This window comes from Tessaracoccus antarcticus (assembly GCF_003688855.1).
In the GTDB taxonomy this organism is placed as follows: Bacteria; Actinomycetota; Actinomycetes; order Propionibacteriales; family Propionibacteriaceae; genus Arachnia; species Arachnia antarctica.
In genome coordinates this window covers 527,549-543,101 of sequence record NZ_REFW01000001.1, presented here as the reverse complement: position 1 = coordinate 543,101, position 15,553 = coordinate 527,549, and the positions used below count along the sequence as shown (strand labels likewise).

16 protein-coding genes and 1 pseudogene are annotated in these 15,553 nt (G+C 66.0%); 8 read left to right on the top strand and 9 right to left on the bottom strand.

The window, feature by feature from the left end; all coding sequences use genetic code 11:
• The first annotated feature begins 7 nt into the window (after nt 1-7).
• The 6 genes from yidC to EAX62_RS02305 all read left to right on the top strand — a co-directional run bounded on the left by yidC (nt 8) and on the right by EAX62_RS02305 (nt 6,117).
• Nucleotides 8-1,123 carry a membrane protein insertase YidC gene (yidC, locus tag EAX62_RS02330; RefSeq protein ID WP_267897971.1) on the top strand — a complete coding sequence of 372 codons (1,116 nt, stop codon included), beginning with the start codon at nt 8-10 and terminating at the stop codon, nt 1,121-1,123.
• Between the two features lie 22 nt (nt 1,124-1,145).
• Nucleotides 1,146-1,688: a Jag family protein gene (locus tag EAX62_RS02325; RefSeq protein ID WP_121900047.1), complete on the top strand. Its 543-nt coding sequence runs from the start codon at nt 1,146-1,148 to the stop codon at nt 1,686-1,688.
• Nucleotides 1,685-2,371 (top strand): 16S rRNA (guanine(527)-N(7))-methyltransferase RsmG, encoded by a 687-nt coding sequence (rsmG, locus tag EAX62_RS02320; protein ID WP_121900046.1) that lies wholly within the window; start codon nt 1,685-1,687, stop codon nt 2,369-2,371. Before EAX62_RS02325 ends, rsmG begins: the two co-directional genes overlap by 4 nt.
• A gap of 1,339 nt (nt 2,372-3,710) precedes the next feature.
• Nucleotides 3,711-4,730, top strand: coding sequence for a ParA family protein (locus EAX62_RS02315; RefSeq protein WP_121900045.1), 1,020 nt, complete (start codon nt 3,711-3,713; stop codon nt 4,728-4,730).
• Entirely contained in the window at nt 4,730-5,635 is a 906-nt protein-coding gene (locus EAX62_RS02310) for a ParB/RepB/Spo0J family partition protein (RefSeq protein ID WP_121900044.1), read from the top strand. Before EAX62_RS02315 ends, EAX62_RS02310 begins: the two co-directional genes overlap by 1 nt.
• Nucleotides 5,636-5,736: 101 nt before the next feature.
• The gene (locus EAX62_RS02305; protein ID WP_233557771.1) at nt 5,737-6,117 is read left to right on the top strand and encodes a DUF3817 domain-containing protein; all 381 of its coding nucleotides are present in this window, start codon (nt 5,737-5,739) and stop codon (nt 6,115-6,117) included.
• Here EAX62_RS02305 and EAX62_RS02300 read toward each other — a convergent pair.
• The 8 genes and pseudogenes from EAX62_RS02300 to EAX62_RS02265 form a co-directional block, all read right to left on the bottom strand.
• Nucleotides 6,114-6,797, bottom strand: coding sequence for an SURF1 family protein (locus EAX62_RS02300; protein WP_121900043.1), 684 nt, complete (start codon nt 6,795-6,797; stop codon nt 6,114-6,116). The genes EAX62_RS02305 and EAX62_RS02300 overlap by 4 nt on opposite strands.
• A complete protein-coding gene (locus EAX62_RS02295; RefSeq protein WP_121900042.1) occupies nt 6,794-7,732 on the bottom strand; it encodes a D-alanine--D-alanine ligase family protein in 939 nt (312 codons plus the stop codon). The genes EAX62_RS02300 and EAX62_RS02295 overlap by 4 nt, the downstream gene beginning before the upstream one ends.
• A 32-nt stretch (nt 7,733-7,764) precedes the next feature.
• Nucleotides 7,765-9,099: an aminotransferase-like domain-containing protein gene (locus EAX62_RS02290; protein ID WP_233557770.1), complete on the bottom strand. Its 1,335-nt coding sequence runs from the start codon at nt 9,097-9,099 to the stop codon at nt 7,765-7,767.
• A gap of 34 nt (nt 9,100-9,133) precedes the next feature.
• Nucleotides 9,134-9,775 (bottom strand): hypothetical protein, encoded by a 642-nt coding sequence (locus EAX62_RS02285; protein ID WP_121900041.1) that lies wholly within the window; start codon nt 9,773-9,775, stop codon nt 9,134-9,136.
• A 1-nt stretch (nt 9,776) separates the two neighbouring features.
• Entirely contained in the window at nt 9,777-10,097 is a 321-nt protein-coding gene (gene trxA, locus EAX62_RS02280) for a thioredoxin (protein WP_121900040.1), read from the bottom strand.
• A 66-nt stretch (nt 10,098-10,163) separates the two neighbouring features.
• Nucleotides 10,164-11,117: a thioredoxin-disulfide reductase gene (trxB, locus tag EAX62_RS02275; protein ID WP_121900039.1), complete on the bottom strand. Its 954-nt coding sequence runs from the start codon at nt 11,115-11,117 to the stop codon at nt 10,164-10,166.
• A 158-nt stretch (nt 11,118-11,275) separates the two neighbouring features.
• Nucleotides 11,276-12,688 (bottom strand): annotated as a pseudogene (locus tag EAX62_RS02270) (MFS transporter); the annotation flags it as partial.
• Complete coding sequence (locus tag EAX62_RS02265) at nt 12,688-13,149, bottom strand: DUF2871 domain-containing protein (RefSeq protein ID WP_121900037.1); 462 nt, start codon at nt 13,147-13,149, stop codon at nt 12,688-12,690. The gene EAX62_RS02265 and the pseudogene EAX62_RS02270, both read right to left, overlap by 1 nt.
• A gap of 133 nt (nt 13,150-13,282) precedes the next feature.
• On the opposite strand from EAX62_RS02265, the gene EAX62_RS02260 reads away from it, so the two are divergent.
• Nucleotides 13,283-13,882, top strand: coding sequence for a TetR/AcrR family transcriptional regulator (locus EAX62_RS02260; RefSeq protein WP_121900036.1), 600 nt, complete (start codon nt 13,283-13,285; stop codon nt 13,880-13,882).
• Nucleotides 13,849-14,223, top strand: a complete 375-nt coding sequence (locus EAX62_RS02255) for a hypothetical protein (protein ID WP_121900035.1) — start codon at nt 13,849-13,851, stop codon at nt 14,221-14,223. Before EAX62_RS02260 ends, EAX62_RS02255 begins: the two co-directional genes overlap by 34 nt.
• A 106-nt stretch (nt 14,224-14,329) precedes the next feature.
• Here the strand turns inward: EAX62_RS02255 and EAX62_RS02250 are convergent, their stop codons facing one another.
• Complete coding sequence (locus EAX62_RS02250; RefSeq protein ID WP_121900034.1) at nt 14,330-15,505, bottom strand: FAD-dependent oxidoreductase; 1,176 nt, start codon at nt 15,503-15,505, stop codon at nt 14,330-14,332.
• Between the last annotated feature and the right edge of the window lie 48 nt (nt 15,506-15,553).

Sequence of the window (15,553 nt, the reverse complement as noted above, 5' to 3'; positions counted from 1 at the left end):
GATTGACCTGCTGATTCCGCTAGCGATACCCATCTGGGACACCATCTACGGTGCCCTGTCGACGATGATGCAGCCGATCTACTGGGCCGTGTCCGGGATTTTGGTGCTTTTCCACTCCCTCTGGACGCCAGTGTTCGGCAAGGACTCGGGCGCCACGTGGGCGCTGGCCATCATCTCGATGACGGTCCTCATTCGGACGCTGTTGATCCCCCTGTTTGTGAAGCAGATCAACTCGGCTCGCAACATGCAGTTGCTGCAGCCGAAGATTCAGGCGCTGCAGAAGAAGCACGGCTCCGATCGCCAGAAGCTGGGCGAGGAGCAGATGAAGCTGTACAAGGAGGAGGGCGTGAACCCCGCCGCCTCCTGCGTCCCGCTGCTGATCCAGATGCCGATCCTTCTCTCACTGTTCCGTGTGCTGCAGGGTGTGGCCGACAAGACCCCTCGTGGCCACTTTTTCAAGACCAACCCCGATCTCTCCGCGTCGTTGCGCAATGCCGAGCTCTTCGGAGCCGGGCTCTCGGATCGCATTCCGAACGGTTTCCCCCCGATCGGCCCCACCCAGATCATGGGTGTCCTCCTCGTCATCGCCATGGTGACCACCCTGTTCATCACCCAGCTGCAGCTGATGCGCAAGAACATGCCGCCCGAGGCCCTCACCGGTCCGTTGGCACAGCAGCAGAAGATGATGCTCTACATCTTCCCGATCATGTACCTCTTCTCCGGTGCGGTCATCCCCATTGGCGTGCTCATCTACTGGCTCACCACCAACCTGTGGACGATGGTCCAGCAGGGCCTGCTGATCCGGAACAACCCGGCACCCAACACGCCGGCGTTCGTGGACTGGGAAGAGCGCATGCGCGCCAAGGGCAAGGATCCAGCGGAAGTCATGGCGGCCAAGCAGGCCAAGCGTCGTCGCACCAAGGCAGCCAAGACCACCTCCCGTCCCGTCGCGGGCGCAGCCTCCCCCGGATCACCCTCCGAGGTCGAGGACACGGACGAGGCGAAGCCCACCGTGTCGCGCCAGCAGGTGACGCGCAGTACTGTGCGAACCGTCGACGGCAAGTCCGTGGTGACACGGCAGCAGCCGCGTTCCACCAGCCGAGCCACACGCAAGAAGAAGTGACGAGCGAAGGACAACTGGCTTCATGACTGAGAACAACCTCACCCCCGCCGCCGAGACCGACCCCCCGGTGAGCGAGACCAAGAGCCCGACGAGCGAGACCAAGCCGAGCAGCGCCGAGGAGGTCCTTCTGGGCGAGGGCGACCTGGTGGCCGACTACCTCGAGGAGTTCCTCGACATCGCCGACCTTGACGGTGACATTGAGAACTCCGTCGTCAATGGGCGGGCCCATGTGGTGATCGACACCGACGACACCCGACTCGTGGGCAAGGAGGGCGAGGTGCTGGAGGCGCTCCAGGAGCTCTGCCGCCTCGTCGTCATGACCGAGACGGGAAACCGTTCACGGCTCACGCTGGACGTGGCCGGGTACCGCGCACGCCGCCGCATTGAACTGGTGGCCATCGCCAAGGACGCCATCGCCGAGGTCACCGAGAGCGGCGAAAGCGTCCGCATGGCGCCGTTGAACGCCTACGAACGCAAGATCGTGCACGACGAGGTGGCTGCAGCCGGTCTCGTCAGCGAGTCCGAGGGCGAGCCGCCCCACCGTCGGGTGGTTGTCTCCAAGTGAGCTCCGACGCGCCGCAGGATGGACCCGTCAGCGACGGCCTCGACCCGGAAACGGTCGAGGCCGACGCGCGTGCCGCCCTGCACGCGCGTTTTCCGGAGGCGGCTGAACAGCTGGACCGCTACGTCGCCATCCTGCGCAGCAAGGGCATCGAATGGGGCCTCCTGGGGCCTCGCGAGGGCGACAAGCTGTGGAGCCGTCACGTGTCCAACTCGCTGGCGATCGTGGACGTGTTGGGGCAGGGAATTGACGTCGCAGACGTCGGGTCCGGGGCCGGGCTCCCGGGCATCCCCGTGGCCATCGTCCGACCAGACGTCTACGTCACCCTCCTGGAGCCTCTCCTGAGGCGGACCACCTTTCTCGAGGAAACCGTCGAAAAACTCCTCCTCCGCAATGTGCGCGTCGTCCGGCTGCGTGCAGAGGATTGTGACGAGCAATTCGACGTCGTCACCTGCCGCGCTGTTGCGCCATTGGAGAAGCTGCTCCGGTGGACCACTCCCCTGTTCTACCCCGCCGGTGAGCTCGTGGCGCTGAAGGGTTCCAGCGCAGAACGGGAAGTGTCCGAAGCGGGCTCACTCCTGTCGCGTTCCAGACTGCGCGCCGAGATCCTCGAGGTGCGGGCCGCGCCCGACGTCGAGGGCACCCGAGTCATCAGGGTCACCACCAAAACTGAGACATGTCGTTAAAGCGACAAAGAAATGTTTCACGTGAAACGCTGCGCCTGACGACCCCCGCCGGCCCACCGGGCGGAGGCTCGGCGGGTGGTGCATGGCTGGTACGCCCGCATCTCCGTGTCGAAGCCCCCCGCCGTGGTCTCCTCGCGTCGTGGGGTGATCCGTGAATCCAGGAATACCACGGCGGATCCCCCGGTTCTTCGCCACTCGTCCCGCAGCATGGTCCTAGAGAGCGTGGTCCCAGAGAACTGAAAGGGGCAGGGGCTGGACCGAGCGCCGGTGCCGCAGAAATACCGCCTGTCGTCACTGGAAGCCGCGGAGACTCCTCGACCCTTGGGCAAGGCCCGGGGTCAGAAAGCACTGTTTCCTGCGCCGCTCACTCCTGGAGCCGCCGGACAGGGTGAAGCACCTCCTGCACACCCACTCCCCCGCGCGATACTGCGGTCCCCCCACGAATGCACCTCAGAGGGCAGGGGAACGCTGGGGCCCTCCGACAGCGCGACCACCCAGCGCGTCCCAGCCCCGCTCCCCCGCGCGATACTGCGGTCCCCCCACGAATGCACCTCAGAGGGCAGGGGAACGCTGGGGCCCTCCGACAGCGCGACCACCCAGCGCGTCCCAGCCCCGCTCCCCCGCGCGATACTGCGGGTCCCCCCACGAATGCACCTCAGAGGGCAGGGGAACGCTGGGGCCCTCCGACAGCGCGACCACCCAGCGTGTCCCAGCCCCGCTCCCCCGCGCGATACTGCGGGTCCCCCCACGAATGCACCTCAGAGGGCAGGGGAACGCTGGGGCCCTCCGGCAGCGCGACCACCCAGCGCGTCCCAGGCCCGCTCCCCCGCGCGTGATTGCTCCCCCGCGCGTGACAAGGGAGGGTGATGATGTGGGGAAAACCAGGCGCGAACTGGTAGTCGTGGCTGAGGTGTCCTGCACATTCTGTTGGGAGGCTCATCGTGCCCTGGGTTCACCACGGGGGAAACGTGTTCACACCTGTGGCGGTTGATCCCGGTGGTGGTTGATCTCTGTGGTGGTTGATCTCGGTGGTGGTTGATCACGTGGGGCTGCGGTGGTGAAGCCCCACGATTCTCGTGTGATGGAATCCACACGACAGGAAAGCAATGTAACTATAAGTCGATCTATTTACTTAATGTGAAGTGGCTTCATGAGGTGCTTCACCTATTGGTGTGGAGAGTAGAAGTTCTTTGGCGCACACCCTTCAGAGGGCCACTAGACCCCCGGGATTCATGAATCCTCGAGTCCTGGTCCCTGGAGCCTGTTGACGCGACGTGTCGAGATGAGGTCCTCCGTGAGGACCGATACAGTGGGCACGTCGTTGAGAGGAAACACCAGGATGGCACTGTTCTTCCGCAAAGCCCGAGCAAAAGGCGCTGAGCACTCCCCCACCCCGCCCACTGAAAAGGGAACCAGCAGCGTTTCACGTGAAACGGGCGTGGTTCTTCCGGATGGGCCGAAAAGAGCCGCGTTCGATCGGGAGGACGACGACTGGGGATTGGGTCTGGACGATGAATACGGCATCGAGGTGGATCCCTCAGGTCCGCCCTTGTCTCTCCCCCGCCCCTTGACCCCCCGGGTCTTCGTGGTGGCCAATCAAAAAGGTGGCGTGGGTAAGACGACCACGACCGTGAACATCGCCGCCGCGCTGGCGTTCGGCGGTCTCAATGTCCTCGTCGTCGACACGGATCCCCAGGGGAACGCGTCCACGGCGCTGGGGGTCGAGCACGGGCCGGGCACCGCCGGCACCTACGAAGTACTTCTCGACGGCGCACGGATCTCCGATCTTGTGCAGCGCTCCCCCCATACTCCCAATCTGCATGTGCTGCCGGCGGCCATTGATCTTGCTACCGCTGAACTTGAGCTCGTGAACGAGTCTGGTCGGGAGTCGCGCATGAAACGCGCCCTGGCTGACTACATCGAGAGCTCGGCCGTGGATTACGTCTTCCTCGACTGTCCCCCATCGCTCGGACTCCTGACCTTGAACGCTTTGGTGGCCGCCACCGAGATCATGGTGCCGATCCAGTGTGAGTACTACGCACTCGAGGGCGTATCCCAGCTGGTACGCACCATTGACCGGGTGAAGGGCAACCTCAATGACTCGTTGGAGCTCAGCACCGTTGTCCTGACCATGTTTGATTCACGGAACAACCTGAGTCGCGAAGTCGCACGCGAAGTCCGTACGCACTTCGCCGCGCAAACGCTGGATGTGGAGATCCCCCGATCAGTACGGATTGCGGAGGCGCCAAGCTACGGGCAGACGGTGCTGACGTATCAACCGAAGTCCGCGGGCGCCGTGGCCTACGTGAAGGCGGCGGAACAGATTGCCACCTCAATCAAGGAAGCAGGGGACAAGTAATGGCAGCCGCAAAGCAACACAGTGGTCTGGGCAGGGGACTGGGTGACCTTTTTGCACGAACTGATGACGAATCCACCGATGGCGGGAAGTCTGCACCGCTTCAGGACGGCTCGTACTTCGCGAATCTCCCCATAGAGCAGGTACGACCGAACCCCAGGCAACCGCGTACCGTCTTCGACGAGGACGATCTGGACGAGCTCACCGACTCGATCAGTGAGTTCGGCGTCCTTCAGCCGGTTGTGGTGCGCGAAGTCGGGCGTAAGCGCTTCGAACTGGTCATGGGGGAGCGGCGGTTCCGTGCCAGCCAACGCGCGGGGAAGGACACCATCCCTGCCATCGTCCGCGCCACCGAGGACGAGAGCCTCTTGCGTGACGCCTTGCTGGAGAACCTGCATCGTGCTGACCTGAACCCCCTGGAGGAGGCACGGGCGTACCAACAGCTTCTGGACGACTTCGACTGTACGAAGGAGGAGTTGGGCAGGCGTATCCACCGGAGCCGACCCCAGATCTCCAACACCCTTCGACTTCTGAATCTGCCACCCAGTGTCCAGCTCAAGGTGGCTGCCGGGGTACTGTCCGCCGGCCATGCCCGTGCCCTGCTGGGTCTCTCGGATGCCCGGTCGCAGGAACTGTTGGCGGAGCGGATCATTGCTGAGGGGCTATCCGTGCGCACCACGGAGGAGATCGTCTCCATGGGGGAGGGCCGCACCAAGGCCGCCCGGGCGCCCCGCGGGCCACGTGCTCCCAGTGAGCATGAGGCGGGACTCAATCGTTCGCTGAGTGATCACTTCGATACCCGCGTGAAGGTCGACATTGGTAAGGACAAGGGGAAGATCACCATCGAGTTTGCGTCGGCCGACGATCTTGAGAGGATCCTTGCCATCATCGATCAGCGGCAGCTATAGCGGGCTATAGGTATAGCGACATTACGGCAAAACTGTAGAGAGCTTAAACGGTATATAAATGTAGTGATGTGTGGCTTTGCCTGGCGCGTTACCATGGGGGAGTGTCCGAGTTGTCATTCATCGAAGCCGAAGACGTACCCAAGATTCAGGGTGCACTGACCCGTTACCGCATCATGGCATGGGTGGTGGGCGTGCTGTTGGCGGTGCTGGTGCTCGTTGGCGTTCCGCTGAAGTATCTCGCTGGCGACTCCACGGTGGTGACGTGGACGGGCATCCCACACGGTTGGCTGTACATGGTGCTGCTCATCACGGCCTACGACCTCAGTCGTCGGGTCGGATGGTCCATCAAGTGGGTCCTGCTCATCATGGCCGCCGGTACTGTCCCGTTCCTGTCCTTTGTGGCAGAGCATTACGCCACCAGGGACGTCCATGCCCGTCTGGCCGCCGCTGGGGTCACGGCGACCGACGTGACCGAGGTCTAGTCCAGCCGGGGTTTCAGCCCGCGCGCCACGACGATGCTGAAGGCGATTGACGCAGCCGCGAACACCCACCATTGCAGGGCGTAGCCCTGGTGCATCGCACTGCCCTGCACCTCGGGAAGGGCGGCGCTGGCGGGTTCAAGGGAGTACTGGGCGGCCGCGTCCGCGTCGAGGGTGACATATCCGGCCACCATGGGCTGCGGCCACTGCTGGACGAGCCCCTGCAGGCGCAGGGTGGCCGTGGAACCGGCGGGGGCATCCGCAGGGGGAGTGGACTCGCCCTCCTGATCACCGGCCGTGAAAATGCCCTCGATGCTGGTGGGGCCTGCGTCGGCAATGTTCACCTCCCGATCCCCGAGACCCAACACCACGGGGACGATGCGGCCGTCGGTCATTTCAAAGGGCACCACGACCCGCATCGGCCATTGTGAGCCGACGAGCAGTTCGTACCCGGGCACCACCTCGCCGGAGAGCTGCACCCGGCGACCGTAGATGTCGTCAATCGTTCCGTCGGCGGCGATGCTCTCCGACAAGGGCACGGGTGACTGCGCGGCACGTTCCGCGGCCACGTCGACGATGGAGGCCTGGAACCGTGCCATCTGCCACAGGCCCATGACCAACATCACAACCGCCACGATGACCCCGATCAGGATGGTCAACCCTCGGCGGAACGTCAGGCTCATCGATCCCCGCGGGCTCGCTCGACCAACGACGAGAACACCTCACCCAGCTCCATGCCGGCGGCCTCGAATGCCAGGGGAGCCAATGACGTTTCCGTCATACCCGGTGCTACATTGCCTTCGAGGAAGATGGGGGTGCCATCAGCAGCCACCACCATGTCCGTCCGCGACAGGTGTCGCAGGCCGAGTGCCTCGTGCGCGGCCACAGCCAGCTCCTGGGCGGCGCGCAGCGTTTCAGGGGGCAACTCTGCAGGGGTGACGAACCGGGTGGCACCGGCCGTGTAGCGGGCCTCGTAATCGTAGATGCCGGAGGTGGGGCGGATCTCCACGGGGGGCAGGGCGCGAAGTCCGTTGTCGCCTTCGAGGACCGTCACGGCGAGCTCGGTGCCCTCGATGAAGCGTTCGACCACGGCGACGGGACCGTAGGCGTAGGCGCCGACGAGGGCTGTTGCGAGCGATTCCTGATCAGCCACCTTCAGCGCACCGAGCGCCGACCCGGAACGCGACGGCTTCACCATGAGCGGGTAGCCAATCTGGTCGCCGATGGCCTGCATGAGGGCGGGTGCGCCGAGCTCGCGGAAAATGTCATGGGGCAGGGCCACCTGCCGGGTGACCGAGAGGCCTGCGTTGGCCACCACGCGGGTGGCGATCGACTTGTCGAAGGTGAGGCGGGAGGCTGCGCCGGTGGGACCGACGAAGGGCACCCCGAGGAGGCCCAGCACCTCACGCAGGGCTCCGTCCTCACCGAGACCGCCGTGCAGCATGGGGATGACCACGGGATCCTTCGTGGACCGCACGAGGGGGACCAGGTCTGTTCCCACGTCGGTCTCCACCACCTGGTGGCCCCTGCTGCGCAGTGCCTGGGTCACGCGCCGTCCGGAGCGGAGCGACACATCGCGTTCATGGCTCAACCCACCGGAGATCACGATGACGGTCATGGAAGCATCAGTCCTTGTCAGATCATTTTGGTTCAGTAGGTTTCGGCACCGGGGCCCGCAGCCTGCGGGTGTTTGGTGGGGGCCCTCACACCGAAGATGTCGAGCACGTCGAGTTCGTTGCGCACCACGTCGGCAAAGCGTTCGACTCCGATGATGATGCGCTCGGCCGGGGGGAAGCAGTACGACAGCCGGGCGTTGCGGGCACCTTGGCCGTCGGCGAAGAAGGCGGCCCCGGGCACGAACGCCACGCGGGCGTCCACACCACGCGGAAGCATGGCCTGGGCGTCGATACCCTCGGGGAGCGTCACCCACACGAAGAAGCCGCCGATCGGGTGCGTCCAGGAAGTCCCGGGGGGCATGTGATCGGCCAGTGCCTTCAGCATGGCGTCGCGCCGGGTCCTGTACATGGTGCGGAACGCGTCGATCTGGCCCTGCCAGTCAGAGTGCTCCAGGTACGTGGAAATCGCGAACTGGCTGAACACAGGCGGGCAGAGCGTGGCTGATTCCTGCGCCAGCACCAGCTTCTCCCTCACGGCATGTGGCGCCAACACCCACCCCACCCGGAAACCGGGGGCGAAGGTCTTGGAGAAGGAACCGAGGTAGATGACGTCGCTGTCGACGGAGCGCATCGCGGGGACGGGGTCGGCGTCGAGGGACAGCAGGCCGTAGGGATTGTCCTCGACCACCAGTATCCCGAGCTCACGGCACACCCCCAGGACCTCGACGCGCCGCTCCCACGGCTGCGTGATGCCGGAGGGGTTGTTGTAGTTGGGGATGGTGTAGAGGAACTTGATGCGTCGGCCGGCCGCCTCCAGACGGGCGACGGTCTCGCGCAGGGCGTCTGGGTCGATCCCGCAGTCGTCCCCGGCGACGTGGACCACTTCGGCCTGGTAGCTGAGGAACGTACCGATGGCCCCGACGTAGGAGGGGGATTCGGCGAGCACCACGTCCCCGGGGTCGCAGAAGATGCGGGTCACCAGGTCCAGGCCCTGCTGGGACCCTGCGCTGATCATGACGTCGTCGGGGTGTGCGGAAATGCCCTCCAGTGCCATCACGTCGCAGATCTGTTCACGGATGCGTGGCTCTCCCTGCCCGGAGCCGTACTGCATCACCTTCGCGCCGTTGGTGAGGATCATCTCCGCCACGTTCGATGCGATGTCGCCCAGCGGAAGGTCGTGAATGTTGGGCATGCCACCGGCCAGCGACACGATCTCAGGCCGGTTGGCGACGGCGAAGAGTGCTCGTACGGCAGACACCTTCATGCCATGGGTGCGCGCGGCATAGCTGTCGACGAAGCGATCCAGCCGTGTGTCGTGGCGTGGCACATCTGCGCTCACAGGACACACCCTCCCGCAATGATCCGGCACACGTGGCCACGTGTCGAGCGGGTGGGACGGACGGTCATTGCATCGCCGAGTAGAACGAGTTGACCAGCGTTGCGAGTTCCGGGAACTTCTGGTCGGTGAGCCCGGCCACGGTGATGGCTGTGTTGTCCACGAGTCGCGCGCAGACGGGAATGTTGTTGTTGTCCACGGAAAAACCGCATGTGGTGTCTCCGACGGGTTCGGTCTTCTCGATGCCGGTGTCCTTGAGGTAACTGGCGAGGTCGTCCTCAGGACGGGACAACAGCAGCACCACTTTGTTGGTGCCGTCGGAGTAGTCGGAGCGCACGATGTCGCGGTCGCCCTGGGTGCCACGCGGTGTTGTGGTCGTCTCGCCCTGCACAAGGTTCCCGATGGTCACGGGAGGGGCCAGCTCCCACGGCGTTTCCTCAACGGTGGGCGTGGGCGAGGGTTCCGGCTCGCCGGAGCCCCCCAGGGTGAGACCGAGCCAGGCTGCCAGCAGAAGCAGTACTGCCACCAGAGCAATACCGCCCACCTTGACGGCGGTCGGCATCCGTGGGGCCTCAAGGGTGCCGGGCTCGGTGGGTGTGACAAGTTCCTCCGGGGTGGGCCGGGGCACGTTGCGCCACGGCCCCGCCGACCCGAGCTCTTCGGGTCCGGGGTCGACGGGTTCGTCGTGGGGTTCGCGGGGATCGCTCACATCAGAGCAGTTCGTCGATGACCTTCTTCAAGGCGTTCTTGGATTTTCCACCCGAGAGCGACTTGGCGACCCGACCTGCCTGGAAGAACTGCAGTGTGGGCAGGCTGAGGATTCCCTGCTGCGCAGCCAGTCCCGGCTCCGCGCTGGTGTCCACCTTCACGAACTTCACGCGACCCTCGTACGTGCGTGCCAGCTCGTCAATGATGGGGGACAACTGCTTGCAGGGTGCACACCAGTCCGCCCAGTAGTCCACCACCACGAGCTCGGGTGCCATGAGCACCTCGTCGGCGAATGTGGCTTCCTTCACGTGTGTCACTGCCATGTTTCAACTCCTTGTGTTGCTTCTGGTCAGCCGTGCCAGTCTAGGTCCTGGCGCTGCGGTACGGGCTCAAGCGGTGGCGGCCATGTCGTCGAGCGCGGCCAGGTACTTCTCCGCGTCGAGCGCTGCTGCACACCCGGAACCCGCGGCGGTGATGGCCTGTCGGTAGGTGTGGTCAACGAGGTCGCCGCACGCGAAGACGCCGACGAGGTTGGTGCCGGTGCTGTCGGGTTGGGTGAGCACGTAGCCGTCCTCGTCCAGTTCCACCTGGTCGGTCACGAGTTCCGAGCGGGGATCGTGACCCACGGCGATGAACAGGCCCTGCATGGGAACTTCGCGATGCTGGCCCGTCACGGTGTCGGTCAGCGTGATGGACTCGACGGAGTTCTCGCCGCCGATCCCGGAGACGCTGGAATTCCAGGCGAACTCAATCTTGGGGTCACGCTTGGCCCGGCCGGCCATGATGGCGGAGGCGCGGAGCTCGTCGCGGCGGTGAATCACCGTGACCTTGTTCGCGAAGCGGGTGAGGAAGGTGGCCTCCTCCATGGCGGAGTCGCCGCCACCGACCACGGCAATGTCCTTGTTGCGGAAGAATGCGCCGTCGCAGGTGGCGCACCAGGACACGCCACGGCCGGACAGCCGATCCTCGTCGTCGATGCCGAGCTTGCGGTAGCCGGAGCCCATGGCGAGGATCACTGCCCGCGACCTCCACACCACGCCGTCGGAGTCAGTGACCTCCTTCACGGCGCCGGTGAGCTTCAACTCCGTGGCGTCGTCGGTGATGATCTGGGTGCCGAAGCGTTCTGCCTGGGCGCGCATCGCCAGCATGAGGTCTGGTCCCATGATTCCCTCGGCGAAGCCGGGGTAGTTCTCCACCTCGGTGGTGTTCATGAGGGCGCCACCGGAATCCAGGGAGCCTTCGAACAGCACGGGCTCCAGTGCTGCGCGCGCAGCGTAGATGGCCGCTGTGTAGCCGGCGGGTCCCGATCCGACGATGATGACGTCGTGGATCTTCTCGGACATGCGTATCTCCTGGTTCGGTGAAGGTGGTGTGCCCTGCCCATCCTAGGAGAACGGGCAAGGCGGTCCCATTCCGGGCCCCGGGGCCGTCAGCGCTGGGCGGCGCGGCGGACGAGTAGGGCGGAGCCCAGACCGAGGGCGAGCACCACGGCGGCTGCCCACACGGCTGTTCCCGCCGCGGATGCGAACTGCGCCGCGTCCACCTCACGGAAGTTGGTGCTGCCCAGCGCGATGGCCAGGGCCGTCCCGCCGACGGCGCTGCCGAGTGCGGAGCCGACCTGGCGGACGGTGCTCTGGACGGCGCTGCCGGAGCCGGACTGGTTGATGGGTACGTCGCGCAGCACCGTGGAGGTGAGTTGCGCGGAGGCGAGCCCCAGCCCGATGCCGTAGGGCAGCAGCACGAGCGCCACGAGCCACGGGGACAGGCTCATACCCACCACCAGGGCTGTGCCGACGATGCCGATGAGTTCCAGCGCCAGCCCCAGCACCACGACGTTCGGTGAGCCGAAGCGTGCGGACAGGTGCCGGGCGCTGGCGCCGGCGATAAAGGCGCCAGCCGCCATGGCAGCCAGGACGAGGCCGGCGCCGAGCACGTCGAGGCCCAGCGAGTTCACGAGGTGCAGCGGCAGGATGAACACGAGTGAGAACTCACCCACGGCCACCAGCCCTGCGGTCAAGTTGCCCCATGCGAACGTGGGGATGCGGAAGAGGGTGGTGTCGAGCATCGCGGACTGGCGACGTCTCGTGCGGCGCGCCTCACGCCACACGAAGCCGGCGATCAGGATGGCCCCCGCGGCGATCGACACCGGCACGGGGGACAGTGCAGCATCCATGGGCCAGGAGAGCGATCCGATGGTGAAGGGGGATTTCGGGCTCCACCAGCCGAGGCTTGAACCCTCGATGAGTCCGAAGACCAGGGCGCCGAAACCCAACGCCGACAGGATCGGGCCGAGGATGTCATAGCCCTGCCCGTGATCGGTGGCACGGGTCTCGGACACGAAGAAGGTGGCGGCGATGATGACGCCGAGGCCCAACGGGATGTTCACCCAGAAGATCCATGGCCAGCTGGCCACCTGTGTGAGCCAGCCGCCCAGCAGCGGGCCCACAGCGGCGGCCCCGGACATCACGGCCCCCCAGACACCGAACGCTGCGGCTCGATCCTTCCCCCGGAAGGAGGCGTTGACCGTCGAGAGGGTGGAGGGCAGGATCAGAGCGCCGCCGACGCCCTGTACGGCGCGGCTGGCGATGAGGAGATCACCCGTGGTGGCCATGGCAGCCAGGACGCTGCCCAGCATGAAGAGGGCGACACCGGCAATCATGAGGCGGCGTCGGCCAAAGCGGTCACCGAGGCGCCCGAAGGTCAGGAGCAGGGCTGCGAAGACCACCGAGTAGAGACTGTTGATCCACTGGGCCTCGGTCAGGCTGAGGCCGAGGTCGCGGATGATGACGGGCAGCGCCACGCCGACGATGGTGCCGTCGAGCACGATCATCGCCAGAGCGAGCGCCAGCACCCACAGCCCGATCCAGTCGGACCGGGTCGGGCGATCGATCTCCGTGGCCGTGGCGGAGGACATCAGAATGCCTCGCTCACCAGTTCGGCGTGGGGAGCGGACACGTCGGCCTTGAGACGTGAACGCAGAGCCAGGAAGAACAGGACGAAGGCAACGGTGAGGGTGATGTGTCCCAGCCCGGATATTCCGGCGATCGCCTTGCTGTCGGCCGCGGCGCTGCCGAGTACCTGCAGCGAACCCTTGAACACCTGGCTTCCGGCGGTGACGGCCGTGCCTGCGATCCAGGTCCAGAACAAGCCGGGGAACAGCTTGCTCCTGCTCAGATCATACTGGCGCTCCAGCACCAGGAACAGCAGGCCGAAGACGGTCCCGAGCACCAGGAGGTGCGTGTGGGCCACGGCGAGTTGCGTGCCGCTGGGGTGACCGGTGGAGCGGGTGAGTTCGCGGTAGTACAGCCCGGCGAGCAGCCCGGCACCGGTCCAGGCGGCTGCTGCACGGAAGAACCAGGTGGTGGCGCGTGTCATGAGAATCTCCTCAGTTTTTCGTTGAGCGACGGTGTGTCCCTAAGATTTCTCCAGAATACGTTGGAGACACCCTGTCGTCAACTGGACGGTGGGTTAGGATGAGTCGAACTCAGGGTCGAAAGGGGGGCCGCACGTGCCGCGCATCTCCGCGCCCACAGTGGTCGAACACCGCGCAATGGTGCAGCAGCAACTCGTCGACGCGGCCGAGCAGATCCTTCGCTCCGGCCAGCCCGACGCGCTCACCGCCTCGGCCGTCACCGCCGCCGTCGGCATCGCCCGCAACAGCATCTACCGCTACGTCGACAGCGTCGACGACCTCCGCGGCCTCGTTCTGGCCCGCCACCTGCCCTCCTGGCTTGAGGCAGTCGACAACGAGTTGGCCGCCATCGAGGATCCCGCCGACCGTGTCGCCATCTGGGTGCGGGCCAATCTTGAGCAGGCCGCGCGCAGCGGGCACGGCTGGCTCATGGGGCTGGGACAGACAAGCGTGCCCTCCGAGGCCACCATGAAGGTCATGGAAACGGCGCACGCCACCATGCGCGACGTCCTCGCGAACGCCTGGATGCGGCTCGCCAAGGATCGGGAGACGGCGATGGTGGCCGCCGGGTTCACGCGCGGGATCCTGGAAGCAGGCTTCAAGCAGTTGGACGCCGGTCGCGACCCCGAACTCGTGGCCCGCATGGGTGAAGAGTCCGCGCGATGCCTCGTCGCGACGGTCACCGCCCAGCGCTGAGCAACCGGTCGCTCATGGACCGCACCGACCCCTCGCCCGACAGGTCCGACGGCCCGGCGATCCTTCGTGTCCTGCGACGGGTGCCACCTTGGGCGTGGGCCCTCCCGTGTGGTGCCATCGCCGTGGTCTACGCCGTGGTGTGGCCGTCCTCGGAGGCGTCCGGGGTTGGGGCCGGTGCCCGGCTCCTGCTCCTGCGTTGGGGGCACGCCGTGGCGTGGCTGCTGTTCGCATGCTCGTTCGTTGCGCGCAGCCGTCGGACGCGGTCGTCGCGGCGCATCGCCACCGCTCTGGTCATCCTCGGACTGGCGACCTATGGTGCGTTCTTGGCCATGATCGCCTGACCTCAGCGTTCTGGGTTACGCCAGTGAAGGGGCGGGACATGCCGCGGTTGCTGGTCTCCGTGGACGTATACGTCGCAGTGCGTGAGGCGTGTCCGGCTGCGCAGGGTCAGACCTTGCCGCGCAGGATGCGCCTGAAGTAGACCTGCGGCAGGGCGTAGCGGTCCACCCACCACGTCGCTCGCCGTGGGCGGACGAGGTCGAGGAGTGGCAGCGAGGGTTCGGACCGACCGACCCGGTTCACCTCGACAAGCATCAACCGGTGTCGGGCGACGGTGATGGGCATCACCGTGTAGCCGTCGTAGCGCTGGAACGTCGTCGTCCCCGCCGCCAGGATGTTGTGGGAAAGCACCACCACCTGCTTGCGGAGGGCGCCGCCGGAGGGCTTGATGCCAAGGTCGGCGACGTCGCCCAGCGACCAGACCGCGGGGTGACGTGGGTGCTGCAGCGTGTACGAGTCGACGTCCACCAGGCCGGCCCCGGTCCTGCCCGAGAGGCCGCCCTCGACGATCCACCGGGGAGCCCGGTACTGGGGGATGACGTGGGCGTAGGCGATGCCGTCCAATGCGTGGGTGCCATCGGGGGTGGTGATCGTGACGCGTCGGTCGTCGAGGCTCGTGACGCGCGCGTTGCGCAGCACGTGGACCCCGTAGGACTCCAGCGCCTGCTCCAGGATCCGGTCCGCCTTGGGTACGCCGATGGGGGAGCGGTCCGGCAGGACGAGGTGTACGTCCATGTCCTTCAACACCCCGGTTTGGCGCCAGTGGTCGCACGCCATGAAGAGGGGCTTCAGGGCGGTGGCGCTGCACGGCGCGGGCTCGGCGGGCATGGCGAACACCACGCGCCCGGCGGTCAGGTCCCGCAGCGCGGGCCACACGAGTGGGGCCGTTTCGACGATGAATGTCGAGCCGGCCCAGCCGGCGGCGTAGGACTCCGCCAGGCCGGGTGTGGTGTCCCAGTCTTCTTCGAGGCCCGTGCAGATGACGAGGGTGTCGCATGTGATCCGGCGGCCGTCGCGCATCGCGACGCTCGGTGCGTCGGGATCCACCGACACCACCTCGTCGTGGATCCAGGTGCACCCGTGGGGCATCACCGAGGCGGCAGGACGCTCCAGCGTGGCCATGGTCGCCTCGCCCCCGCCGACATAGTTGAGGAGCGGCCGGTAACGGTGGACGGACTCGGATTCCACCACGGCCACGTCCCGCGCGCCGTCGCGCAGGAGGCGTGCAGCCAGTGAGATACCGGCGTTGCCGCCCCCGACGATCAGCACTGCGTGGTGTTCCATGTGTGGCCCTCCCGTGCAGGCGATCTTGATGGCCCCAACATAGCTTCC

Excerpts from the sequence above, each read along its gene's own strand:
- EAX62_RS02265 (WP_121900037.1), bottom strand. The coding sequence starts at position 13,149 with ATGACACGCGCCACCACCTGGTTCTTCCGTGCAGCAGCCGCCTGGACC.
- EAX62_RS02310 (WP_121900044.1), top strand. The coding sequence starts at position 4,730 with ATGGCAGCCGCAAAGCAACACAGTGGTCTGGGCAGGGGACTGGGTGAC.
- EAX62_RS02325 (WP_121900047.1), top strand. The coding sequence starts at position 1,146 with ATGACTGAGAACAACCTCACCCCCGCCGCCGAGACCGACCCCCCGGTG.
- trxA (WP_121900040.1), bottom strand. The coding sequence starts at position 10,097 with ATGGCAGTGACACACGTGAAGGAAGCCACATTCGCCGACGAGGTGCTC.
- EAX62_RS02255 (WP_121900035.1), top strand. The coding sequence starts at position 13,849 with ATGCCTCGTCGCGACGGTCACCGCCCAGCGCTGAGCAACCGGTCGCTC.
- EAX62_RS02250 (WP_121900034.1), bottom strand. The coding sequence starts at position 15,505 with ATGGAACACCACGCAGTGCTGATCGTCGGGGGCGGCAACGCCGGTATC.
- EAX62_RS02300 (WP_121900043.1), bottom strand. The coding sequence starts at position 6,797 with ATGAGCCTGACGTTCCGCCGAGGGTTGACCATCCTGATCGGGGTCATC.
- trxB (WP_121900039.1), bottom strand. The coding sequence starts at position 11,117 with ATGTCCGAGAAGATCCACGACGTCATCATCGTCGGATCGGGACCCGCC.
- EAX62_RS02295 (WP_121900042.1), bottom strand. The coding sequence starts at position 7,732 with ATGACCGTCATCGTGATCTCCGGTGGGTTGAGCCATGAACGCGATGTG.
- EAX62_RS02315 (WP_121900045.1), top strand. The coding sequence starts at position 3,711 with ATGGCACTGTTCTTCCGCAAAGCCCGAGCAAAAGGCGCTGAGCACTCC.